This is a genomic window from Cohnella sp. GCM10012308 (assembly GCF_042649185.1).
Lineage (GTDB): Bacteria > Bacillota > Bacilli > Paenibacillales > Paenibacillaceae > Cohnella.
Genome location: NZ_JBHRYU010000002.1, coordinates 190,648 through 214,706 on the forward strand (window position 1 = coordinate 190,648; position 24,059 = coordinate 214,706).

The 24,059-nt window shown below is 55.7% G+C and carries 18 protein-coding genes; 6 read left to right on the plus strand and 12 right to left on the minus strand.

The window, feature by feature from the left end; all coding sequences use genetic code 11:
* The first annotated feature begins 7 nt into the window (after window positions 1–7).
* Entirely contained in the window at window positions 8–853 is an 846-nt protein-coding gene (locus tag ACFOTD_RS04120; protein ID WP_217594057.1) for a carbohydrate ABC transporter permease, read from the plus strand.
* 110 nt (window positions 854–963) lie between these two features.
* Here ACFOTD_RS04120 and ACFOTD_RS04125 read toward each other — a convergent pair whose 3' ends face one another.
* Entirely contained in the window at window positions 964–2,637 is a 1,674-nt protein-coding gene (locus ACFOTD_RS04125; RefSeq protein WP_378116005.1) for an ABC1 kinase family protein, read from the minus strand.
* A 13-nt stretch (window positions 2,638–2,650) separates the two neighbouring features.
* Window positions 2,651–2,971: a phasin family protein gene (locus ACFOTD_RS04130; RefSeq protein WP_378116007.1), complete on the minus strand. Its 321-nt coding sequence runs from the start codon at window positions 2,969–2,971 to the stop codon at window positions 2,651–2,653.
* A gap of 164 nt (window positions 2,972–3,135) precedes the next feature.
* Here ACFOTD_RS04130 and yhbH point away from each other — a divergent pair, with 164 nt between their 5' ends.
* Window positions 3,136–4,323 (plus strand): sporulation protein YhbH, encoded by a 1,188-nt coding sequence (gene yhbH, locus ACFOTD_RS04135; protein ID WP_378116009.1) that lies wholly within the window; start codon window positions 3,136–3,138, stop codon window positions 4,321–4,323.
* 77 nt (window positions 4,324–4,400) lie between these two features.
* Window positions 4,401–4,580, plus strand: a complete 180-nt coding sequence (locus ACFOTD_RS04140; RefSeq protein ID WP_378116011.1) for a hypothetical protein — start codon at window positions 4,401–4,403, stop codon at window positions 4,578–4,580.
* 47 nt (window positions 4,581–4,627) lie between these two features.
* Here the strand turns inward: ACFOTD_RS04140 and ACFOTD_RS04145 are convergent, their stop codons facing one another.
* From ACFOTD_RS04145 to ACFOTD_RS04175, 7 genes are all read right to left on the minus strand, one after another.
* The gene (locus ACFOTD_RS04145; RefSeq protein ID WP_378116013.1) at window positions 4,628–7,447 is read right to left on the minus strand and encodes a sugar-binding protein; all 2,820 of its coding nucleotides are present in this window, start codon (window positions 7,445–7,447) and stop codon (window positions 4,628–4,630) included.
* Window positions 7,448–7,541: 94 nt separating this feature from the next.
* On the minus strand, window positions 7,542–9,383 hold the full coding sequence (locus ACFOTD_RS04150) for a heparinase II/III family protein (RefSeq protein WP_378116015.1): 1,842 nt from the start codon (window positions 9,381–9,383) through the stop codon (window positions 7,542–7,544).
* 222 nt (window positions 9,384–9,605) lie between these two features.
* The gene (locus tag ACFOTD_RS04155; RefSeq protein WP_378116017.1) at window positions 9,606–11,882 is read right to left on the minus strand and encodes a helix-turn-helix domain-containing protein; all 2,277 of its coding nucleotides are present in this window, start codon (window positions 11,880–11,882) and stop codon (window positions 9,606–9,608) included.
* Between the two features lie 33 nt (window positions 11,883–11,915).
* Window positions 11,916–13,466, minus strand: a complete 1,551-nt coding sequence (locus tag ACFOTD_RS04160; protein WP_378116019.1) for an extracellular solute-binding protein — start codon at window positions 13,464–13,466, stop codon at window positions 11,916–11,918.
* A 51-nt stretch (window positions 13,467–13,517) separates the two neighbouring features.
* Window positions 13,518–14,396 (minus strand): carbohydrate ABC transporter permease, encoded by an 879-nt coding sequence (locus ACFOTD_RS04165; protein ID WP_378116021.1) that lies wholly within the window; start codon window positions 14,394–14,396, stop codon window positions 13,518–13,520.
* Window positions 14,397–14,414: 18 nt separating this feature from the next.
* Entirely contained in the window at window positions 14,415–15,299 is an 885-nt protein-coding gene (locus ACFOTD_RS04170; protein WP_378116488.1) for an ABC transporter permease, read from the minus strand.
* 379 nt (window positions 15,300–15,678) lie between these two features.
* Window positions 15,679–15,978, minus strand: coding sequence for a nucleoside hydrolase-like domain-containing protein (locus tag ACFOTD_RS04175; protein ID WP_378116023.1), 300 nt, complete (start codon window positions 15,976–15,978; stop codon window positions 15,679–15,681).
* Window positions 15,979–16,217: 239 nt separating this feature from the next.
* Here ACFOTD_RS04175 and ACFOTD_RS04180 point away from each other — a divergent pair, with 239 nt between their 5' ends.
* From ACFOTD_RS04180 to ACFOTD_RS04190, 3 genes are all read left to right on the plus strand, one after another.
* Window positions 16,218–17,042: an AraC family transcriptional regulator gene (locus ACFOTD_RS04180; protein ID WP_378116025.1), complete on the plus strand. Its 825-nt coding sequence runs from the start codon at window positions 16,218–16,220 to the stop codon at window positions 17,040–17,042.
* Window positions 17,043–17,151: 109 nt separating this feature from the next.
* Window positions 17,152–18,258 (plus strand): glycoside hydrolase family 88/105 protein, encoded by a 1,107-nt coding sequence (locus ACFOTD_RS04185; protein WP_378116027.1) that lies wholly within the window; start codon window positions 17,152–17,154, stop codon window positions 18,256–18,258.
* Between the two features lie 7 nt (window positions 18,259–18,265).
* Entirely contained in the window at window positions 18,266–20,107 is a 1,842-nt protein-coding gene (locus tag ACFOTD_RS04190; protein WP_378116029.1) for a hypothetical protein, read from the plus strand.
* Window positions 20,108–20,274: 167 nt separating this feature from the next.
* On the opposite strand, the gene ACFOTD_RS04195 is transcribed toward ACFOTD_RS04190, so the two are convergent.
* The 3 genes from ACFOTD_RS04195 to ACFOTD_RS04205 form a co-directional block, all read right to left on the minus strand.
* Window positions 20,275–21,993 carry an extracellular solute-binding protein gene (locus ACFOTD_RS04195; RefSeq protein WP_378116031.1) on the minus strand — a complete coding sequence of 573 codons (1,719 nt, stop codon included), beginning with the start codon at window positions 21,991–21,993 and terminating at the stop codon, window positions 20,275–20,277.
* 152 nt (window positions 21,994–22,145) lie between these two features.
* A complete protein-coding gene (locus ACFOTD_RS04200; RefSeq protein ID WP_378116033.1) occupies window positions 22,146–23,021 on the minus strand; it encodes a carbohydrate ABC transporter permease in 876 nt (291 codons plus the stop codon).
* A gap of 11 nt (window positions 23,022–23,032) precedes the next feature.
* Window positions 23,033–23,962 carry an ABC transporter permease gene (locus tag ACFOTD_RS04205; RefSeq protein WP_378116035.1) on the minus strand — a complete coding sequence of 310 codons (930 nt, stop codon included), beginning with the start codon at window positions 23,960–23,962 and terminating at the stop codon, window positions 23,033–23,035.
* Window positions 23,963–24,059 lie beyond the last annotated feature (97 nt).

Consider the following 24,059-nt stretch of genomic DNA (forward strand, 5'->3'; position numbering starts at 1 on the left):
TACGACGATGAAACTGGGACTTCGCAACCCGGCCGCCAAAACGATTTTTTACGCCATCCTGCTCGTATGGAGCCTTGCGGTCCTGTACCCGCTCGCATGGACGCTGCTGGACGCCTTGAAGAACAACGCCCAGTTCCTGGCCAATGCGCCTTGGGCGCTGCCGAAGCTGCCGCTGCTCTGGTCCAACTTCTCGTATGTATGGGATAAATACAACTTCGATGCTTACTTCGTCAATTCGCTCGTCATCACCGCCGGATCGACCGCGCTCGGGCTTCTGCTCTCGGCCTCGACGGCTTACGTCCTCGCCCGCTATTCCTTCAAGGGCAGCGGCCTCCTCTACCTGTTCTACATCGCTTCGATGATGGTGCCGTTCGTGCTGGCGCTCATTCCGCTGTTTTTCCTGCTGAATTCGCTCCACCTGATCAACACCTGGTTCGGCCTCATCCTCGTGTACGCCTCGAGCGTGCTCGCCTTCGGCGTGTTCGTCCTCGTCGGATTTTTCAAGTCGCTGCCCAAGGAGCTCGAGGAGTCGGCGGTCATCGACGGGGCCTCGTATTATGGAACGTTCTTCAGGATCATGCTTCCCCTTTCGCAGCCCGGGCTCGTCACCGTCGCCATCATCAACGTCCTGAACATCTGGAACGAATATGTCGTGGGCACGGTGCTGATCAACGATCCGAAGCAATACACGCTGCCGGTCGAGATCGGCGTCCTGCAGGCCGAGATGCAGTACCGCACCGAGTGGGGTCCGCTGTTCGCCGCGCTGCTGATCACGATTATACCGGTGCTCGTCGTCTACATTTTATTCCAGCGCAAGATCGCGAGCGGCATCACGGCCGGCGCGGTCAAATAACCGCGAGAGCCGGCTCCGACAGCATCTCATGCGGCTTTTAACGCGAGACAGCCTCGGGGCCATCCTGCAAAAGCGCAGGAACGTCCCCGAGGCTGTGCTGCGGGTAGAAGCTAGAACCTGCCGGAACGAATGATAGCGTAAATCAGCCATCCGAACATGAGCGAGGCAATGACGAAGCCCGTCTCAATGATGGGAAAGCGCCAGATCGACGTCTCCGCATGGCCAAGCGCGGCTCCGATGATGAGCCCCGCCATAATGATGCTGAGCGCAAGCAGTACGATGCTGAACGACAGCCGATTGCTGATCCGGTTCAGCTTCTTGGTCATCTTGTCAACCTGGGCGATCTCGATCTCCGCCCGGATACGGCCTTTGTGCACCAGCTTGGACCATTGCCTAAGTCCGGCAGGGACCTCCCGGATCAGCTCGGCGAACTCCGGCGCCTCCTCGATCCAGGCCTTGGCGATCCGCGCCGGGTTCAACTGCTCGCGCAGCAGCTTTTTGCCGAACGGCTCGGCCACGTCGAACACGCTGAAGTCGGGATCGAGCGACGACACGACGCCTTCCATCGTCAGCATCGTCTTGCCGAGCAGCGTCAGCTCCGCCGGTACTTGGATCCGATGGCGGAACGCGACGGCGAACAGATCCTGCACGGCTTCCCCCATCGAGATCTGGTCGAAGGGAACCTTGTAATACTTGTCCCGCATCTCGTCGATATCGGCATAGAGGCGCTCGTCGTCCACGTCCTCCGGAATCGCTCCCATATTGGCGATGGCGCGCAGCACGCCCCTGGTGCTCTGATTGCGAAGCGCGATTACGAATGCGGCGAAATTGCGTTTGGCTGCGGGCGTCAGGCGTCCGACCATGCCAAAATCCAGCAGCGCGAGCCGGCCGTCGGAAAGCGCGAGCACGTTCCCGGGATGCGGATCCCCGTGAAAAAAGCCCTCGACCAGCGTTTGCTCGAATAAAGTCGCGGCATACCGCTCGGCGAGGAGTCGCCGGGGCAGCCCGGCAGCGTCCAGCTGCATACGGTCGGAAAGCTTGATGCCTTCTATGTAATCCGTCGTCAGGACGCGCCGCGAGCAGTAGTCCCAATGCACGTTGGGCACCTCAATATGCGCCCACTTCTCGCTCATCTTGGCGAACCGCTCTCCATTACGGGCTTCGGCGCCGTAATCAAGCTCGGCTCGCAACGCCTTCGCCAATTCTTCGACCATGTCGCGCAGCCTGTACTGCCGCGCCCATTCGAGACGATGCTCGGCCAGGCGCGTCAGATCCGCCAGAATCGCAAGGTCGGTATCCATCTGGGCTGAGATGTCCGGACGCTGCACCTTCACCGCGACCTCCGTTCCATCACTCAGCGTGGCCCGATGGACTTGTCCGATCGAGGCAGCCGCAATCGGCGTCTCTTCGAAGCGATCGAACAAGTCGATCAGGGGAGCGTCCAGCTCGCGCTCGATAATGCGCGACGCCTCCGCGAAGGCAAACGGCGGCACCTGATCCTGAAGCTGCTCGAGCTCCTTTAAGATCGGAGCCGGAATCAAGTCCGGCCGCGTGCTCGCCAGCTGACCCAGCTTCACGAACGTCGGCCCCAGCTCCTCCAGCATCAGCCGCAGCCGTTCGCCGACGCTCTTCGTTCGGATGTCGTTGCGCTCCGCGACGCGGAAAAACGCAAGCTTGTCGACCAGCCCGAGCTCGTCGGACACGTACCCGAACCCGTTGCGCGCCAGCGCCGTCGCGATCGTCCGGTAACGCCGGAGCTGCCGTATCCTTTTACCCGCGCTCATGTCGGCACCGCGCTCACATTTCTGCCGGACGTATCTCTGCCTGGCGCATCTTCTCCTCGAGCGCCTCGATCCGGAGCTGGAGCGCCGCCAGCTCCTCGCGGGTGACGAACCGGTTGTCTCCGCGGAAGGCGCTAGCCTTCTCCTGCGCCATCTCCTCGATCTTGCTCCGCGCCTCCGCGCCTTTTCGCATCAGCTCGTCAACGAGCCCTTTGGATTCCTCGCGCCCGACTTCTCCCTTTCGCACCAGCTCGTCGACCGTCTTCTCGATCTGTTCCTTGCTCGCGACGACGACTCCCAATCCCAGCGAGATCATTTTATCGATCGTATCCTTCACCCGTCTCATCGCTCCTTTTCGTTTGTCATCATTTTCATGATGATTCAAAACGTTCTTTTTCATCCCTTTACCCCATTGTATGCGTCCCAGAATCGGAAAATTAAACAGTCGCGGCAGCCCGCTCCAATTCGCACACATCGTACGGCCAAAGCCGAATATATTAAATGCATACCGGAGCAGAAGGCCGAAAAGGGGTGCGAAAAATCGTGAACAAGCCATCGTTCATCTTATCGAGAGAAGATTGGTCGCTTCACCGCAAGGGCTACCAGGATCAGTCGCGTCACCAGAAAAAAGTCCGCGAGGCGCTGAAGCAGAACCTGCCCGACCTGCTGTCCGAAGAAAATATCGTCATGTCGAACGGCAAACAGATCATTAAGATTCCGATCCGCAGCATGGACGAATACCATATCGTTTACAATCACAACAAGAAAAAGCATGTCGGCCAAGGAGACGGCGACAGCCAGGTTGGCGACGTACTGGGAACCGATCCGGCGGCGAAAGGCGGCAAAGGCGAAGGCGCGGGCAGCGAGCCCGGCGAAGACGTCGTCGAAGCCGAAGTCTCGATCGCGGAGCTTGAGAACATGCTGTTCGAGGAGCTCGAGCTTCCTTATCTGAAGCGCAAGGACAAGGAGATCATCGAGTCGACCGAGATCCGGTTCACGGACGTCCGGCGCAAGGGAATCATGTCCAACATCGACAAGAAGCGGACGATTCTCGAGAACCTGCGGCGCAACTCCCGGGACGGGCGGGCCGAGATCGCCGGCATCTCGCCGGACGACCTGCGCTTCAAGACGTGGGAGGAGATCGTAAAGCCGCAGAACAACGCCGTCATCATCGCGATGATGGATACGTCGGGATCGATGGGATCCTTCGAAAAATACTGCGCGCGCTCCTTTTTCTTCTGGATGACCCGTTTCCTCCGCCGTCAATACGAAAAGGTGGAAATTGTTTTTATCGCGCATCATACCGAGGCGAAGGAAGTGACGGAGGAGGAGTTTTTCACGCGCGGGGAGAGCGGCGGCACGATCTGCTCGTCCGCCTATATCAAGGCGCTCGAAATTCTCGACAGCCGTTATCCGTCGTCGAGCTACAACATTTACCCGTTCCACTTCTCCGACGGCGACAACCTGACGAGCGACAATGAGCGCTGCGTCCGTCTGATCAAGGAGCTGCTGGGCCGCGCCAATATTTTCGGCTACGGCGAGGTCAACCAGTACAATCGTTCAAGCACGCTGATGTCGGCCTACAAGCATCTGGACCATCAGCAGTTCCTTTATTACGTGATCCGCGAGAAGTCCGAGGTGTACAACGCGCTGAAGACGTTCTTCAAGAAGCGGGAGATCGTCGTGTAAAGAGAAAAAGCGATCGCACCTCATCCGGGGCGATCGCTTCTTCGTCGTACAGTATAAAATAGAAGGAGATGAGCCTCATGATCGTATGGAGCCGCTTGTTACGGAGCTTAACGGTCGGGTTGGTCGTCGCCGCGCTCGCGATCGGACTGCTGCCCTTCCTGTTCGCCGATCTGATCGGCGATATGAACGGATTCGCGGACCTGGATTCGAGCCCCTTTTACGCGTTGATCAACAAGTTTATCCGTTGGGGAAAGTAGCGGGCAGCGGCGTCTACGTACTCCTTTTAGTAAAATCTCTTACAGAATCAACTTACGGTGACCGAGATTTTCGCTTCTTCGCCTTTATACACCGCTATAAGGTCTGTCGTTCCGGCATTCAAGCCTTGCACGGTGGCGCTTGCTCCGCGCGACTGCAAAAGCCGAGTAATGAATCCGTCTTTGCTGTACCAAATGATATTACCGGGATCCGCCACCGGATTGTTGTTGCCGTCCAGCACCTGCGCGCTGATCGTGCTGCTTCCGTATAAACTTAATGAAAGGTTGCCCGAGTTGATCTGAACCGTGTAGGGCGTGTTATTCGGGCCCGGATACGTATAACCTTTCGTATTGCCGTAAGCTTGGCTGTTGAAATCGCTGCTGCCGCCTTCCCAGGCTGAGTTGCTTCCGTTTACCAATTGGGGGTCCGTCCCCTGCAAGCCAAGCACGTATGCATCCGAGTTGACGACGTTTAATTGTCCGCCGGATAAGTTATACAGAGACGTTCCGTTATTTTTGCCGATAATCGAATCGACAATATTGACCGTACCCGCGTCTTCGAGTCCGATCTCCGAATTCTGACTGTTCCAGAACGTGCTGTAGTAAGCATCTACATTACCGTCGCCGGTCACATGCAGATTGAGTGCGTCTCCGCTTCCGCCCCGCTTGAACGAATACCCGCCGATGGCACGGATCAGGGTCGCTTTTTCCGCCGACCACAACCGGTAGTTCCGCTTGTTGCCGAAAGCGACCGTATCGATATACACCGGATTTTTCGATTTATCGTCATAGCCGCCGTCCGTGCTGTCGAACGCCTTGCTGCGCACATACGTTAAATTGTACGACGAGCGCTCTGCCGTGAATCCGTCGCCGTTCCAATAGTTGGTGCCGTCCTGGTGCCAGCTATTGCGGGCGGTCACGTCCTGGAACAAAATATCGTGATCGAAAATGTAAGGGGACTCCGCCGGCGAATTCCCGATGCTAAAGCCGAACGGGAAATTGCCCGAGTGCCAATTCGCCTGACCTCCCGCGTCGGCATTGACGCCAATAACGCTCGCCATATAGTTGCCGTTGCGGAATCGAACGGCCCTTTTCGTATAATTGGTATAATTGCCGCCTTTAACTACGATGTCATGCGTACCCGCATTCAAGTTAGAACGCGTCGCTTTGCCCCAGAAGTAGATGCCGTCGCTCATGTCATGAACGCTCACGTTATAGATGCGGATTCCTTCGCTCTGCCCATTGACATAAATGCCGTAAAAATAGTTGCCGATAACGATATCCTGAATCTGCCAATAGCCGACGCCAAGCGGCACGTCTATGAATTTTCGCGAGCCCTGGCTGGCCAGCGTGAAGTCGCCTCTGAATTCAGGCAGCCCGCCGCCCGTATCCGTGCCGATAAGCTTCTTCATATGCAAGACGTCCGTGCCGCCGTTCGACAAGCTTAACGTCTGCGGCACCGTGTAAGTTCCGCTGCCTACGAAAAGCGTGTTCGTAACGCCCGTTGCATTCCATGCAGCCTGCAGCCCGCCGACTTGGTCGCCCTTGAATGCGTTGGCCCAGCTGCTTCCGTCTTTTGTCCCCGCCCCCTGCGGCGTCACATAACGGTTGACCGGCTGCGGCGCCGTTGGCGGCGTCGGCGGCGTTCCGACCGTCGTCGCGGACAGAATCAAGTCACCGAATCCCGAGGTATTATTCCAATTATTCGCAGTGCCCGCCCATACGAGCTGCCCGTCACGGACTCCCCCGTTATCGTCATCGTTGACAGCGATGTCGAAGCCGATGACGGTCTGCGCCGAAGGCGAGATGCCTAAGTTGATCCACGGGATGGCCAGCTCGACCGCATATCCGCCTGCTATCGCCGACCAAGCATGCTTTACGCCGACGGTTTCGTCCAATTTTTCAAACAGACCGGTGTCGTTGTACCTTTTGCGGAACTGCCAGTCTTTTAAATCGTACGTAGTGCCGCGATTATGATCGGCGTCGATAAAGAGTTCGACCGAATCATCGTCGAAGGGGTCCGTTGACGAATCGTTGTACAGATTGCCGTCAAGCACCTTTACGCCTACATATAAATACTTGTCGTCCCACAGCGTCCCGTAAGTTACGGTGTTGTCAATCGTGCCTTGTACCACCTTGGACGCGCTTTGGGCGATCGTCCAGACTGACTCGTCCAGAACCCCGTTTACGGAAATCGGACTTAACGTTTTTTTGGCTGTAACGGTAGCGGCATTCGGAGAAAGAGCGTCCGAAACGGTGACATTGTCGAGGGTGAACGTGGAAGAAGTTCCTCTCGTGCCGATTTTCCCTGCGGAAAAGGCGGTATCGGAAGCGCTGATTTTTTGTACCCCATCCACAAATCCGGTTAAGTTTACGCCATCTACCGTTAATTTGAGTTGATAGGCCGTATTGGTATTAATGGTCATCGCCGTTTCGGCGATAAGCGCGAAGGTGCCGTTTACTTTTTTACTCAGCTGTATGTTATCGTTCGAACTGTCGATTCTTAGATAGTAAAAGTTATTGTCGTCGACGTATCTTGCGATCAACCCTGTGTTGCTGCCCGAAAGCAGTTTTAATTTCGCTTCCACGGCATAATTCGTCCATCCCGCGTTTCCGGCAACGGCTAATTTCTCCGTGATGCCTCCGCTCGAATATTGAGCCTTGTAAACCATCGTACTGTCCGATATTACGCTAAAATTCGTTGCCCCTCCTTTCACGACGGACCAGCCGGCCGCGTCTCCGTCTTCGAAATCGTCGGAAAACAATACGGCCGCGGATGCCGCTTTCGGTTGAACCAACCCGACCGAAAAAACGAAGCTTAAAACTAATAAAACCGCCAACAACCTGTTGAACCCTTTTTTAGACCTCATCAATTACACAACTCCCTTCAGATTTGAAATAATGGAAGCGATTACATCTTCGTAATTCCGATTACTCGGTTCGGGGGCAGGCCGCGGGTTTCAGTCAGCTCGGCTTGGACATGCAGCGGAACCGGAATACAAAAACCGCTTGTTCGGGCACCTTGACTGCATGCAGACGAACGCGGTGAACGACGCGGGTGCGAACCGGGTTGGCATCATTTCGGAGCACCTCATGCTTCGCAGTCAGCAAGTTTGCCTCGTAATACATCACCACCTTCCCCTGCCGCCCTTCCCAGGCGATACAGCCCTTCCCGATAATAGGCGCCGCCAGGCTGATAAAGGTTTCGGAGAGCCGGTTATCGGACTCGCGGAAGACGAACGCATCCGTCAGCGTCAGCTCGGCCTCCCCGCGTTCGGGTTCGCAAGCCCATTGGAAGGTCCGGCAGAAGACGTTTAGACCCGCTTCCACCGGGTACGCTTCGGTCAGATCCAGCTTAACGGCCAGCGTCCGTTCGCGAATATCCGTTTCTAAGGCGATCCCGCGGTAAGATTTCCCCGTCCCCTGAACGCAGCCGTTAATGACCGGTACGGCGTGCCCTTCCGAGGAAGCATGCACCTGCTCATATCGCTTCTCTCCGAAATAATCGCGGGTGTATGCGCCTTGTCCCAGGTCGACAAGCAGCGTCTCGCCTCCTGCATGCAGAAGAAAGTGACCTAGATCGTTATGATTATGCGGCTCGTCGTTGTGCCCCCCCTTAGCGGCGAATGCGAACAAGGTCCCCCCGAGCATCCGCTTGTCTACAACCCAGTCGGCATCGGAGAATAAGTAGGTGCCTGTCGTAATCGGCCGGTTGAGATGGGTCGGATCCGTCCAGATCAGATTGCGGACCATCTGCGGAAACCGGTACGTCGCATTCTCATGAAATCGGGCTGTCCTGGTCATCTCCGGCAGCGGCGCTTGAATGCGTTCGTACAGTCTGCTGTGCAGACCGGTGCTGAGGAACGGCTGCTCTACGCTATCCGAAAAGTTGACGGATTGCGGCGAAGTCAGCGCCACGGCAGCCGGGAAACGGGCGATAGCGGCGATCTTGTCTCCCTGAAGCAGATCGAGCCCCCCTCCGGTATACGCCCTCAGCATCTCGGCGAAATATACATAATAGCCGAATCCGTATTCCCAGTAGCTGAATCCTTCCGTGCAGCAGCCGTCCTCTCCGAAGCCTTCCAGAAAGCATGCGATCGCGCCGGTGAGCCGACCGATCATGCCGGCCAGGCGCTCGCCGTCTTCAACCATAAGTAATGCGGCCATCCCTATCGCTCCGGCGCAGACGGATGCCCAGTTGCTCGTGCGCCACTCCCAGCGAAAGGTGTAGGCGGAGCTGAATACCGGCCCGAACACCCGGCGCTCGAGCTCCTCCTTAACCCGATGCACGACCCAAGGATTGAGTCGATCCTCCAGGAGATACAGCGTTTCCGCCAACGCGTGCGCCGTCTCCGCCGCGAACAAGTCGACCGTCTGCGCCATCGGGACGCGCGATTCGACCAGTTGTTCGTAGCTCCATGGCAGATGTGCGGGCAACGCCCACGAATGCTCCTCGCAGATCGCCCAGATCAGATCCTCCAGCGTCTCGAGCGCCGCTTCTTCCGGAAGCAACCAAGCCGCAAGCGCCAGGGCAAGCAGCCTGCCCCGACGTTCATAGTAGGCCTTTTGGTATTCCGCGCGCGTACCTTGCTTCACGAACAGATGAAACTTGGAGAACGGAAGCGCCGGAATCGGCTCCTGTCTGGCCCTGGCCGACTCCAGCCTAATGTCCTCCACTAGCCGGGCGAAGATCTCGGACTGAACGATAGACTTCTTCCGTTCATCCGTTAGCCGCACGCCCAGAAGGCGATCCCGTTCGTACTCCGCTGACAGTATAGCCGAACGGATACGATTGAGGCTGATCATGGATCCACTCCCACCTCCTTGCCGTTGTTTCCTTCTATGAATTCAGATTGATTTTCTTACGAATTCGCATCGCAGTCTATATTCATGAACTAACGTGCTGACGATAAGGGCCGCTCAGCCAACACCTGTTCCGCAAGTAATACGAGGCTATTCATTCCTTCACATCGCTCTATGCGCAAAAAAACAGCGCCGCCTCTTTAAAGGCAAGCGCTGAACTTGTTCCTATTCGTCCTTGGATACGCTCCCGGCATTTCTCTCCCGATACTGTCCGGGCGTAATGCCTTCAATCTTGCGGAAGTAGCGAATGAAGTTAGTCGGGCTCGTATACTTGAGCTTCTCGGCAATCTCCGTCACGGTCATGCTCGTCTCCGTCAACCAGCCCTTCGCCATCTCGAGCCGATGCTTCAGCAAATATTCGCTGAAATTCACGCCGGTCTCTTGACGGAACACCTTGCTCACATAATGCGGATGATAATGGATCCGGGAAGCGCATAGCTCCAGCGTGAGCAGCGTATCGAAGTCCTCGTGAATCATCTGAATGACCGCTTCGGAAATATTTTGGAACTGGGAGCTGCGGCGCTCTTCCAAGACGGTGATGACCGGCGTAATTAGCTTTTGCTGGAACCACTCCTCCATCTCCTCCACCGTTCGGAGCCGGGACATCTGTTCAATGAGCGGTGCCTCTCCGCCCGCCAGTTCACTAAACGAAATCCCTTCGGCCTGCAGCAGACCGGTAATCTCGGTCAGCATCCTAAATAAGCTCAGCTGGTATTCCTGAAAGTGGAACGGCGGCCGTACCAGCTCCTGCATGAATTGACGCAGCTGCTCCTCGGCCTGCAGCCGGTACCCGCTCTTGATCGAAGCGAGCAGCTCCTGCTCCAGTTTCAGCGGATAATGAATGGTCTCGGCTGGCCCGGATACAACGTCTTCGCTGAAAATAATCGCTTCGTTGCCGAGTCGCACCCGATAGTTCAGCGCTTCACCAGCCTCCCGGTAAGCCCGCGGCACATCCGTCCACTGCGCTGCCGGCCTGCTCAAGGCGACGCTGACCGTCACGTCCAAATAATTGGACGCCGCCTTCTGAATCGCTTCCGCCCATAACTGCAGTTCGGCGTTCCATGCCTCCGGATCGTCCGGCGCCGTGCCCAGCACATTTAACTGGCTGCTGCCGGAGACGATCGGCGCCAGCCGGTTCGTCTGCGGAATAATCTCGTTGACCATATTGCTGATCGCGAACAGCAGCAAATCCTGATCGTTGCGGCTGTACCGCGTTCCTTCCAGCGTATCGATCTCCACCGCCATCACCGTCATATGGCGCCAATCGGCCGCATAGCCGAACATGTCCAGCTTCTCGTCGATTTCACGTTTGCGCACATCGCCCAGGATGAGCTTCTGTACGAAAAACGCCTCGAGCTGCGCCGTGTAGCCTTCGATCTGGCTGGACATCTTCTTCTCCCGGTCGAGCAGCTTCGTCACGCGCTGGCCGATCTGCTGAATATGATCCTCCTTGCTGTCGCCAGGATCGCCCGACTTGTCCCCCGATCCGACAATCGCACTGTGTAGCTTGCGTATCGGCCGATACATATTGTTGGAGCCGAACCAGGCGGCGAGCAATATCAACAACAGAATGCCGGCGCAGATCCACCAGATAAACTGCCCGATCGACCGTGATTCCTTGGTGATCTCGTCGATTGAAGCGGCTGCGATATAATACCATCCCGAATAGGTGGAGCGGACGAAGGTCACGCCGTATGATTTGCCGCCGCGCTTTACGACTAACTGTCCCTCAAGATCGTCGCCGGACAGCTTCTTCATCAGCTCCGCATGGCCAAGCAGCTGCTGTACGGAGCCCTGATCCTGACCGAGCATCAGTTCCCTGCGACTGTTCAGGATCGCTGTGCTGCCTAGCGGATTCGTCCGGAGCAGCAGCTTGCCGAGATGAGAATACGGGATATCCGCCACGACTAGCATCGCCGGGTTCTTTACATAGAGCGGACTCTTCTTCAGAAAACGGATGCCATGCTCATTGTTAATCCAGGTGGAATTCAAGGAAGAATTCAGAAAATCCTGGTAGGGCAGCAGCTCCTCTTCTTTATTATCGAGCGTGGCAATCCCCGCATTGTTGACCCGCCAAAGGTATTGCATGTTGTATAACGTCACGTCGAAAACGCCAGTCTCATAGATTTGCAGCTGGCGCATGCTGGATTCGAGCTCGCTGAACGGCCCGTACTTATTATTATCAAGCGGGATATTGTACAAATCCGTGCCTTGCGGGCTGTTGAGGAAGGCCACGAGGGCAGTCTCGACGGTCTTCATATTTTGCTCGACGGCAAGCTGGCTATGCTTTAGAATTTGCAGATTGCCGGCTTCCACATACTTCTGAATCGTTGCCGAAGCGCGGGAATAGGACAGGAATCCAAGGATTGCGAGAGGTACGACGCCAAGGAGGAACCCATACACCAGCAATTTATTCAAATAAGTCATCTGGCGAAAGCTCATGGTCGTTCCTCCCTGTTGCCGCGGCCTTATCGTTTACTTGCCTTGCGCCTTCTTATATTCTTCGGTGAGCTCTACGATGACCTGATCGCCGCCCGCTTTCTTCCAATCTTCAATCGCCTTCTGATAGCCGGCTTCGTCGATTTGACCCATAATGAACTTCACGATCGCATCCGTCTTCATCTTGTCCAGCTCCGGCCCCTTCTCGTTTTTGGTATTCGAGATCAGGGGACCGGCTACGTCATAGACGGCGATCTTCTCGTTGGCTGCGACCATGCCGCTGACCAGCTCGGTGAACGGGGTCACCTTCAGAGGTACGCCTACTTTTACGTGTGCGACAGCCAGCTCGCTAAACGCGGCGATTCCTGCCTTGGCCTCATCAGACTGCACTTCGTTAGGTACGACGAAGCCGTCTTCCATCTTATAATCTACATCTTTCATACCGCGATAGGCAATGGTCATGGCCTCAGGAGAGGATAACTTGTCGAAGAAGCCAAGAATCAGGAGCAGCTCCTCTTCTGTTTTTATCGAGCTTTTGGAGAACAAAAATCCGCCGAGCGAGCCGCCTGTCGAGGAAGCTCTTAAGCCCTCAGGCCCTGAAAGGCCTTGAATGACGCCCACTTCACTCTTCGAATCTACCAGCTGCAGATCTTTCGGATAGTTCTTCACATTGCTGTCGACAGCGATGATAATGCCGGCCTTGCCTTTCTTGAACAGATCCGCTTGCTGCGCGCCGTTGAGCAATGCAAAATCCTGGTTGATCGCTTTGGCCGCGTACAGCTCGCGATACCACTTCATTCCTTCGAAAAATGCCGGCGTCAAAAAGTTAGGCACGACCTGATCGTTCATCATGCCGTTGTTCATAGGTCCGCCGAGATAAACGGAGATATCGCGGGACAACGCGTCGAGCGAGGAAGATTCCGCATAGCCGATCGTGTCGTTTTTACCGTTCTTATCCGGATCGTTGTCCGTAAACGCTTTTGCCAGGTTGGCCAAATCTTCAAGCGTCTTCGGCTCGGCGAGGCCCAAATTGTTCGCCCAATCCTTGCGATAAGCGATAAGATGTCTGGCGCCGTCGCGGGACCGCGGAAGCAAGTAGATCTTGCCGTCGTAACTCGTAAAACTTAACATCTCTTTGTTCAATTCGCTCAGATTGGGGAATTGGTCAAGGTAAGGTCCGATCTCCCAGAATGCGCCGGCCCTCACCGCATTCACCACGTTCGTCACGCGGGCCGTATTCGTCAGCATCACCTGCGGCAGCTCGCCGGAGGCCAGGGTCGCGTTAAATTTATCGTTGTAAGCCGTTGCCGGAACCCAAGTGAATTCCAGCTTCGTATTCGTCATCTTCTCCAGCTCGAGCTTCATCGGGTTGTCGTCCTTAATCGGATCCGTGACCGTCTGGGACATAATCTTGATCGTCGTAGGCGATGCATCGGGCGATGCACTCGCCGTGGATGGCTTGCCGCTGGCCGCGCCCGTCGAGGAAGCGGCATTGTCATCGTCGTTGCCGCATCCTGCCAGAAGCGTTCCTGTCAATGCCGTTGCCGCTACGGCAACCGTAATCTTTCTCATCGTCGATCGTTTCATGAACGAATGGACCTCCCGATTGATAATGTTGTGGAATTGCCGGCTTGCGGACTAACCTTTTACGGAACCTAGCATCACCCCTTTAGCAAAATGCTTTTGCAGAAACGGATACACGCACAAGATGGGAAGCGTGGCTACCGTAATGACGGCCATCTTGACCGTTTCCGGCGAAACGGGCTGTTCGGCTGTCGCCTCGGGGTTGTCGATCCAGCCCTGCGACAGCATCACGACGTTACGGAGCAGCACTTGAATCGGCCATTTGTCCGGATCGTTAATATAGAGCACGGCCGGCATGAACGTGTTCCAATGCCCTACCGCATAGAACAAGCTGAAGGTGGCGATGGCCGGCAGGGAGAGAGGCAGCACGAGCCGGAACAGGATGACGAGGTCGTTCGCGCCGTCGATTTTGGCGGATTCCTCAAGCCCGTCGGGCATTTGCTGAAAAAAGTTTTTCAAAATAATGAGATTGAACACGCTGATCGCGCCCGGCAGCAGAAGGGCCCAATAGGAATTCATCAGTCCCAGCGCCTTGATGAGCAGAAACGTAGGAATCAGGCCCCCGCCGAACAGCATGGTGAACAGGATCATCATCATAAGCGGCTTCCGTCCGATCAGGTCCTTGCGGGACAACGGATACGCCATGATGGATGTCGCGACGATGTTGATCAGCGTCCCGACCCCCGTGATGAATGCCGTGACGAGCAAGCTGTGCACAAGCCGGTCGTTCGCGAAGATGATCCGATAGGCGTTCAGCGAGAAATCGGTAGGAAACAGGACGAAATCCTTCGTGAGAATCTCCTGTTCGGAGGCAAACGAGGTCGCTACGATATGAACGAACGGAATGGTCGCAGCGAGCGCGAACAAGGACAGCACTGTATAGTTCAAATAGTCGAATATTCGGCCGGCGAACGTGTGGTTATGCTTCATCATGGACGGCTTCCTCCCTTCTTAAATGATTCCTTCCTCGCCGAACTTCTTGGACAGCTTGTTCGCAGCGAGCACAAGCACGAGTCCGACGAAGGATTTGAACAGTCCGACGGCCGTCGAGTAGCTGAAGGCGCCTTGAACGATACCCGACGTATACACATACGTATCGAATATTTCGGCCACCCCTCGGTTAAGGGGATTTAACAACAAGAATACATGCTCGAAGCCAAGCTCCAGAATGTCGCCGATTTTCAAGATCAATAGAATGATGATCGTACTGCGAATACAGGGCAGGGTAATGTGCCAAACCTGACGCATCCGGCTTGCCCCGTCCATCCTGGACGCCTCGTATAGCTGAGGATCGACCCCCGCCAGCGCAGCCAGGTAGATGACCGTACCCCAGCCCGTATCCTTCCAGATCGACTGCAAGATATACATCGGGCGGAACAGGTCCGGATCCATCATAATGGTAAACTTCTGCAGTCCGACGGCAGTCAGGACTTCCTGGAAAACCCCGTCCTGCATCTCGAAGATCACGTAAAATATGCCGACAATGATGACCCAGGACATGAAGTGCGGAATATAGATCAGCGTCTGAATGATTCGCTTGAACTTCGCCGCCCGCAGCTCGTTCAGCATGAGCGCCAAAATTATCGGCATCGGAAATACGAAGGCGATGTTCAAAAGCGAAAGCAGCAGCGTATTTTTCAGCAGCATGAAAAAGGTCGGATCGGTAAACAGACGGTGGAAATGCTTCATGCCTACCCACTCGCTGCCCGTCATCCCCAGGAAGGGCGAATAATCCTGGAAGGCGATGACGATGCCCCACATCGGACCGTACTTAAATAATAGAAAGTAGATGACACCCGGCAGCAGCATCAAGTAAAGCCAGCGGTCCATCGTCATCTTGCGCAGCCGACTCTTCTTCCTCCCAACACTTGCACCGACACTTGCAGCTCCAGCGCTTATCCGGTTCAACTCGGTATCGGCCGAATGATTGTAGACAGCCAAGATGATTCACTCCTTCATGTGACTTGCCTCTTCCATGGTAGGAGGTAAATATCCTGACAGTCGATATTCATTTGTTCAAGCGTTTGGGAAAAACCGATGAAATCGGGCTTTTCCTCGCATAAGTAATCATTTCTTCACCCAGCATGCACATCTGTTGACATCGGCCGCGAAGAAAAAAAGACCTGTGCTCCTATTATTCCTGAACACAAGCCATCCTTTTCTCCTGATTCACGCTAAGACAGTTTCTCGGTAACGACAACTCGCCCGTAGCTGGTCATAGGCGGCTCCCCGTCATTGGTTCTTCTCCGACAAACGCCGGGCCGTCATTCGGGTTGCCAGCCTTCACCACGCGCAGCAGCCCCTCCTTGCCGGGAAAGGCCGGGTCGTGAAGCGATAGATTCCCGTGCACCTGGCCGTAGGGCTCCAATATTTCACGAATGTACGCGGGCTTCCGGTCTTTCCAGTGATTTGTATACTCAATATCAAATTCATTCGCATACAGCAGGAAGCGCACAAGCGATTGGGCGTCATCCGGCTCCTTGAAGCCCCCGGTCACGCTGCTGATGTCCGTCAATACGATAACGCGCGATTTTACTTTGCCTATGAATGGAATTATAATCCCTTTCCTTCATTAAATGTTACAATTGCAAGCGCGATCCATAAGTACGATAATAGAGACAATGTTTTTCGCCATGCCGCGTGATGCCGGCCCCCATGCCATGCTCGTCTCCTCTCCCCCTCGTTTTCACGAATAACTGTATAGAAACTTTTTTTACAATACAACCCAGTTTTTTTGAGAAAAGGTGAGTAAGCATGACTTTCTACGATGTGCTGCGAGAGCACCGATTCGTTTACGAGAGGAAGACGAATCAGGATTATCCCAAAGTGTTCGATTCGCATCTCGGCTACGAGATCGTATGGGTGACGAGCGGCGTACTTGAAGTCGTTCTGAAAAACCATCTGTATCGCGTCAAACCCGGCCACATGCTAGTTTTTAATGCCTTGACGATGCACAAGTTTCATGTGATAGAGCCGCCGTACGAGCGGCATCTGATCCATTTTCTACCCAGTGTCGTACCGGAAGGCGCACATGCCTTGCTGGAACCGCTCGAACGGCTGGCCTATCCGAATCATTTGGTGGACCTGCCGGGCGAGCAGGAAAGGCTCGCGGAGCTGTTCGGCAGAATCGGCCGAGAGTACGTGGCCGACGAATGGCAGCGAAAAATTGCGCTGCAGCTTTATTTGCAGGAGCTGCTCCTGCTGATCTCCCGGCAGCTTCGCAATTCTCCCGGGCGGCAGTGGACAGCTGCGCCACAAACGGCACGCGACAAGCTGGTCGGCCAGGTCCTGCTGCTGCTCCACGAGCGATACCGGGAACCGCTTTCACTTGATCTCATGGCGGAGGCGCTGCACGTCAGCAAATATTATTTGTGCCACTTCTTCAAACGGGAGATGGGCACGACAGTGCAAGCGTATATGAAGCAGATTCGCGTCAATGAAGCCAAAACGCTGCTGCTGCACACGGCGTACCCTATTCACCTGATTAGCGATCAGGTCGGCTTCCAGACGTCGTCGCATTTTATCCGCAGCTTCAAGGATCTTACCGGGTTTACGCCAGAGCAGTTCCGGCGACGGTAGACGAGACAGCAATTCTGGACGATGAATGCCGCAACGTCGGATGACCGGAAGCGTACTTACTCCGATACAATGGGAGCGATATTACCGACGATCCGGAGGGTGCGCTGCCATGACGTTATCAGATTCGACACTATCTACGTTGGCCGACCGCGTATTTACGTTTATGATTGCCGATCACGGCGAACAAGCCGGCAAAGTCATCCGCCATGCCGCAGATTGCCATGCCGGCGATTGGGGCATGGCGATTCATCATTGGGACTGGAACCCCGGCGTCGGCCTAATCGCCATGTCGGCCTATTTCGAATCCAGTCACGAAGGGCAAGTGCAGGCTTACTTGCTGGAATGGATGCGGAATAACGCGCATAAACGCAACGACATTCAAGCCGTGAATGCGACGGCTCCTTTCGGTATTTTGCCTGATCTGTACTGGCGGACGGAAGATCCCGCTTATAAAGAAATGGCCCTGTCATGGGGCGATTGGGTGTTGGACAATGCCCACCGGACGCAAGCCGGAGCGCTGCAGCATACGGTCAATTCCGTAGAGAGCTACGACAAGCTAAAGGACCAGGTGTGGGCCGATACGATTTTCATGGCGGTGTTGTTCTTGGCGAAGCTGACCCGCCTGTCCGGCGACGCCGCTTATGTCAGGGAGGCGCTCCGGCAGCTGGAGCTGCATCTGGAAGTGCTGCAAGATGCCGAAACCGGGGTGCTGTTTCACGGCTATGACTGCGCTACGGGCGATCATCTGTCAGGAGCCAGATGGACACGCGGCAACGCATGGCTCGCGGTAGGTACCCCTATGATCGTGGAGGAAGCCCGTAAGGTCGGCGTGCCGGCATCCGCCGCCGTACTGAATCGTTATGATACGCTCGTGCGCAATATCGTCAAATACCAAGCGACGAACGGCCTGTGGCACACCGTGATGGATCGTCCTTCATTTTATCAAGAAACGTCCGGCAGCGCGGGGATCGCGTGCGGCATCGCCAAAGCGGTGAAGCTCGGTCTTGTCGAGGCCTCTTATATGCGGTACGCGGAGCTGGGACTGCAAGGCGTCGTCGGCCAAATCGCCGACACCGGCGAAGTGCTGTCCGTATCCGGCGGCACCCCCATTATGGACACCGTCGAAGATTACAATGAGCTGACTTGTTATGCGACCCTTTACGGTCAAGGATTGACCCTCATGCTGCTAGCCGAATTTATGCAGGAAAGGAGCTAACAACGCCATGGCCACTGACGCCAAGCTGCGCAAGCAAGCTTATCTGGTCGCTTCCGCCAAGGCCGATCACGATAACCACCGCTATAAAGTGGCGACTTCCGCCCTAAGCCGTCTCGCCCTTGGGCTTCCTGTGGACGAAGAGGCATTCGTCCGGATGCTGGAGACGATCGATCGGCGCGAAGATTGCAGCGATTTTGCAGTGAATGTGATCTTGCGGATGCTCCTATTGTACGGCGGGAGCCCGTTGCTCGGCGATGCGCTGCTGCAGCGGATTCGGTCCACCCTTACCGGATTTGAATACTGGTACGACGCCAAGCGGAGCTGGCATTCCGGGTCGCAATATTTCGTCACGGAAAATCACGTTATGCTATACCGAACTTGCCAACTGCTCGCAGCCCAATTCTACCCGGACGACTGGTTTGCGGCGCATGAACGGTACGGACACGAATTGATCCAGCCGGCGGCCGCCTCTATCGCCGACTGGATTCGGGTGAAGGCGATGGTGGGATTCAGCGAATGGGATTCTCATTGCTACATGTCGGAAAACTATTTGTCCGTATTGAACGTTTACGATCTGGCCGATGATGCCGGATTGCGCCATGCGGCCCGACAATTGCTCGACCTCATGTCGTTCGGGATGGCGGTCAACTCCTATAATGGCGCTTATAGCTGCACGCAGGGTCGGACTTATTCCGAGATGATTCTGGAGCCTGCCAACCAATCGACGCAGCCGCTGCAATATTTACTGTGGGACAGAGGCGAGCATGCCGGCCATCTCCTGCACTTAAGCGCCACCGCCCTTTCCACCAGCGATTACGAGGCTCCCGCTGCCGTCGTTGCTGCAGCCTTGGATACGGTCGCCATGGAAAGCCGGGAACAGCAAAGCTTCGATGTCGAGGATGGCGAGAAGCTTGGAAAAGGCGTTGCGACGGAGGAAGATACGGCCTTTTACTGGCAGAACATGGGGTACACGCACAAGGATTTAATCCGGACCAATATCGACATGGCGCGAAAATACGGCATTCCCGTCAATCACCAGCTGGTGCAGGAAGCCGCTTATTTCGCCCAGTGCGCAGAGGCGGGCATCGCCCCGAAGCCGTGCCGGGGCAGCACGTACTTAAGCCGCGTCAACAAAATCACCCGCCGCACGGGCGATTATATGCTCAGCTGCGCGCAAGATTTCCGGAAAGGGGAGAACGGATTCCAGCAGCATATATGGCAAGCTTCGCTGAGCGGAGGCGTGGTCGTGTTCACGAATCATCCGGGTACGGAAAGCGCGCGGACCGGCCGGCACGACCTGTGGACTGGCAACGACGTGATGCCTCGATCGATCCAATATGGATCCGTTGTCATTTCCATCTATCGGCTGCCTTCCGATGTCAGCTTGCCGTACACGCATGGCTTTTTCCCCAAGCGCCGGTTCGATGAAACGCTGGAGCGCGGCGGCTGGCTGTTCGGCCGAAAAGGAGACGGCTATGTGGCGCTATACTCCCAGCGCGGGTATCATTGGACGGAACGCCTGCCCGAAGAAGAGGCGCGTTGCGACGCGCTGGAAAATGTATGGGTGTGCCGGGTGGGACGTCTGGCCGAAGACGGCTCCTTCGAAACGTTCGTGCAACGGCTGCTGCAAGGCGAACTGCGCGTAGATGCCCATTCTTCTGTGATGTGGCAGGATCCAGCCTACGGAGAAATCGCCTTCGGCTGGGAAGGCCCGCTGCTAGTGAGAGGCAGCGCCATTCCGTTCGACAATTATCCGCGGTTCGACAATCCGTATTGCCGGGCGGAACGATATAGCGGGACGTACGCGATCCGCGCGGACGGGCACGAGACGACGTTGCGATTTGGATGATAGATCGTACAATCGTTTCAGCACGCTGATGTCGGCCTAACACTATTTTCATCATCCTGGTCGCGCGAAAAGGCTCCCCTCGCGGCGGCAGGCTGATGAATCACTTCGCCTGTCAACCGTATGGGGAGCCGATTAGCTCGCAATCGAGCTACCTTTTACATCAAGCTTTACTTCAAGCCTTTTTTCTGCAAATCCGCCAGATGGCGTTGGTACATGACCTTCTCGACTTTCTCCGCGCCGACTTGGTTGATTTGCTTGACGAAGGCGTCGTATACGGAATTGAACTCATCGTCCGTCTTCGCCATAACGAGCTTCGGAATCGTCTTGTTCCACAGATCCTTTACCTTCGTATTGATCGTGCCTTCCTGAGACGAGCCGTCCGGCTCCAGGTTCTCCATGCCGAGCGAATAGCTGTCGTAATCGTACTTGGACAACAGCACGGACGCGTCGTACTGCTCCGGCTGGCTCTCCTTGAGGTCGCGGGCGGCCGCGCCGTCCCACTGTTTGCCCGCTCTCCACAGCAGCGTCGAATCGTCGAAGCCGTATTTCGAATTAAACGTGGCGTTGTCGTTCAGCTTCATGTTCAAAATATCGGCCTTCAGCTTCGGCAGTCCGTCCACCATGTCGTACGTCTCGCCTTCCGTTCCGTACCGCATGTCGAGCTGCCCTTCATCCGACCAGGCATACTCGGCAAACTTGATGATCCGCTCCGGATTTTTGGCGTTTTTCGTAATGAAGAAGCCTTGCCAGCCCATGAGGCGGCTCGCCGGGTAGCGCGGATCCTGGCCGTTCGCCTTCAAGCCGTCCAGCACCGTATAGGTTTTGTCCTTGCCTACCGCGCTTTGGATTTTCGGATTGAACATCGTGTACATATTGGTCATGAACTGGGATGCGACCGCGTACTGCCCGCCGTACAGCTTCTCCTCGTATTGCTCCTGCTTGTAGATGAGCAGCTGCGAGTCGAGCAGACCGCCCCGGAACAGCTGATTCAGATAACGGAAGGAATCGATAAAGCCCTTGTTGCGCATCGGGTATTCCACGATTTGCTGATCGTCCTTGACCTGTTCCTCGAGCAGATGAGGAGAGAAGGAGTAGATCAAGTAATCCATCGAGTTGCTGCCGTGGAATCCGTTCTGCGCGACGTCAAAAAACTCGAGTCCGACCGGACTGACGTCGGGGAACTTCGCCTTGGCCTGTTTAAGCGCATTCATCAGATCGTCGGTCGTCTCGATCTTCGGGCTGCCGATCGCCTGATAGATGTCGGAGCGGATAAACCACGGACGGATCGGCACGATCGGCACGCCGCTGGTGAGACGATCCGGAGTCTCGTAGAGGTTCGGCAAATACCAGAGCTTGCCGTCCACGGAATGATACTTGATCATATCCGGATCGAGCTGCGACTTGAACTCCGGCGCGTACTTTTCGATCAGTTCGTCGATCGAGTAGACCATGCCGTTCTGGATCAGCTTCGTAACGGCCGGGTTGTTCCAGTCGAGCATGATGGTGTCGGGCAGGTCGCCGGCGGCGATCATCGTGTTCAGATAATCGTCGTCGCTGCCGGTCGCAAGCTTCCGGTCGATCGTGATGCCGGTCTTCTTCTTTACGAGATCCATAGCGAACTGGTCTTTCCAGAGATAATTGGACGCCCAGTTGCCGTAGAAATACTGCGTGAATGTCAGAGGCGAAGTATCCTTCTGCCATGACGGCTGCGAAGCGCCGGTCTGGCCGGATGCGGAAGCGCTTGCGCTTTCGTTAGCGCTTGGCGCGCTCGTGCTTGCCGGACCGCTGGCGCTCGCCGCGGCGTTGTTGTTGCTCGAGCTGCAGCCTGCCAGCATCGCGGCGAACAGTACTGCGGCGGCGCCCGTTTGAATGCCTTTTCTTATCATGGTGAGACCTCCCTCGAGATTATGAGCTTGCTCTATGCTTTGAACGGCCGAAGCCGGTTAAGCCGAAAATTTGGCGAATTCAGGGGGTCCGAAGCCGGGTAACCGGTGCGGCCCCCAACGATGCGCTCCATACCGTTGCGGTTTGTGCCGATTCATCCCTTGACCGAGCCGATCATGACGCCCTGGACGAAGTATTTCTGCACGAACGGATAAGTGAATACAATAGGCAGCGTCGTGATGACCATGGTCGCCAGCTTCAGCGAGGAGGCCGTGACCGACCCTAAGCCTAGCTGACTCGCGATCAGGCTGACGTTGCTGTTGGAGCTGATGATCTGCATCAGAATCTGCTGCAGCGTCAGCAGCTTCTCCCCGCCGAACAGCATGGCGTCGTACCAAGCGTTCCAGTGGAAGACCGCATTGTACAGCGCGATCGTCGCCAGCACCGGCTTGGAAACCGGCAGCACCAGCTGGAAAAAAATGCGCAGATCGTTGGCGCCGTCGATTTTCGCCGATTCCTCGATCTCCTTGGGCAGCGCCCGGAAAAAAGTGAGCATGATGATCGCATTAAATACGTTGAACAAATTCGGAATGATATACACGAGAAAGTGGCCTTTCATATGCAAGTATTTCGCGACGACCAAGTAATAAGGAATAATGCCGCCGCTGAAATACATCGTAACGATCGCCATCATAAGAAACAGCTTGCGGCCCACCAGCTCGGACTTCGAAATGCCGTAGGCGAACGCGCCGGTGAAGAGAACGGCTGCCGCCGTGCCGATGACCGTCCGCGCGATCGTGACGACAAAGGCCCGGATCATGCTGTCGTCCCGGAACACGACCTTGTAATTCTCGATGGAAAATTCCCGCGGCCAGAACGTAATGCCGCCGCGCGCGGCGTCCGCCGGATCGTTAAAAGACGTAATGAGGATATTGTAGAACGGATACAGCGTACAGACGCACAAGGCGATCATGAAAAACGCGTTGAGTACATCGAAGGTCCTTCCGCTTAAGCTCCGCGAAGTCAACATCGGCTCTCCTCCTAGAACAAGCTTTCTTTCGTTATTTTTCGCGACGAATAATTGGCCATGTACATAAGCACGAACGCAACGAGCGACTGGAACAGCCCGACAGCCGTGCCGTACGAGAATCTGCCGGATACGAGACCCATCTTGTAGGAATAGACGGACAGCACGTTGGCCGCATCTTGCGTCATGGAGTTCTGCATCAGGTACATCTGGTCGAAGTTCGAGTTCACGAGACCGCCGATCGACAAAATCAACAGAATGATGATGGTCGGTTTGATCGCGGGAAGCGTAATGTGCCAGATTCGTTGGAAGCGGTTGGCCCCGTCCATCACGGCCGCTTCATACATCTGCGGATCGATGCCGGCGATCGCCGCCAGATAAATGATCGAGTTCCAGCCGATATTTTTCCAGATCTCGGTGATGACCACGAGCGCCAGGAAGGAATGCGCGCTGCCCATCAGCATCGTCTCGTCGCCGATAAGGCCGAGCCTCACGAGCAGTTTGGCGAGCACGCCCGTGTCCGGATCGAGCAGCGTATACATGAGACCCACGACTAGCACCCAGGAAACGAAATAGGGCAAGTAAGTGAGCGACTGGACGACGCGCTTGAAGCGTTTGAAAACGAGTTCGTTTAACAGCAGGGCCAGCACGATCGGCGCCGGAAAACCGAAGACGAGCTTCGCGATGCTGATCTTGAAGGTGTTCGACAGCGATTCCCGGAACGTCGGGTCCGCGAACAGTTCTTTGAAGTTGGCAAGGCCGGTCCAATCGCTATGGATAAATCCTTTGAAGGGCGTGTATTCCTGGAAGGCGATAATGATGCCGTACATCGGAATGTAATTAAACAGGATCATCCACAGAATCGCCGGCAGCGTGAGAATCATCAGGTACCGCTGCAGCCAGATCCGCTTGGTCAGGCTGCGCTTGGCGGGCATGCTGCTCATGGCCTTCTTCCTTTCCATTTCGACTTGAGTGTTGGCGTATTCCCATTATAGAAAGCGCTACCAACAGTCCGATATACAAAAAACACACACGAGTATC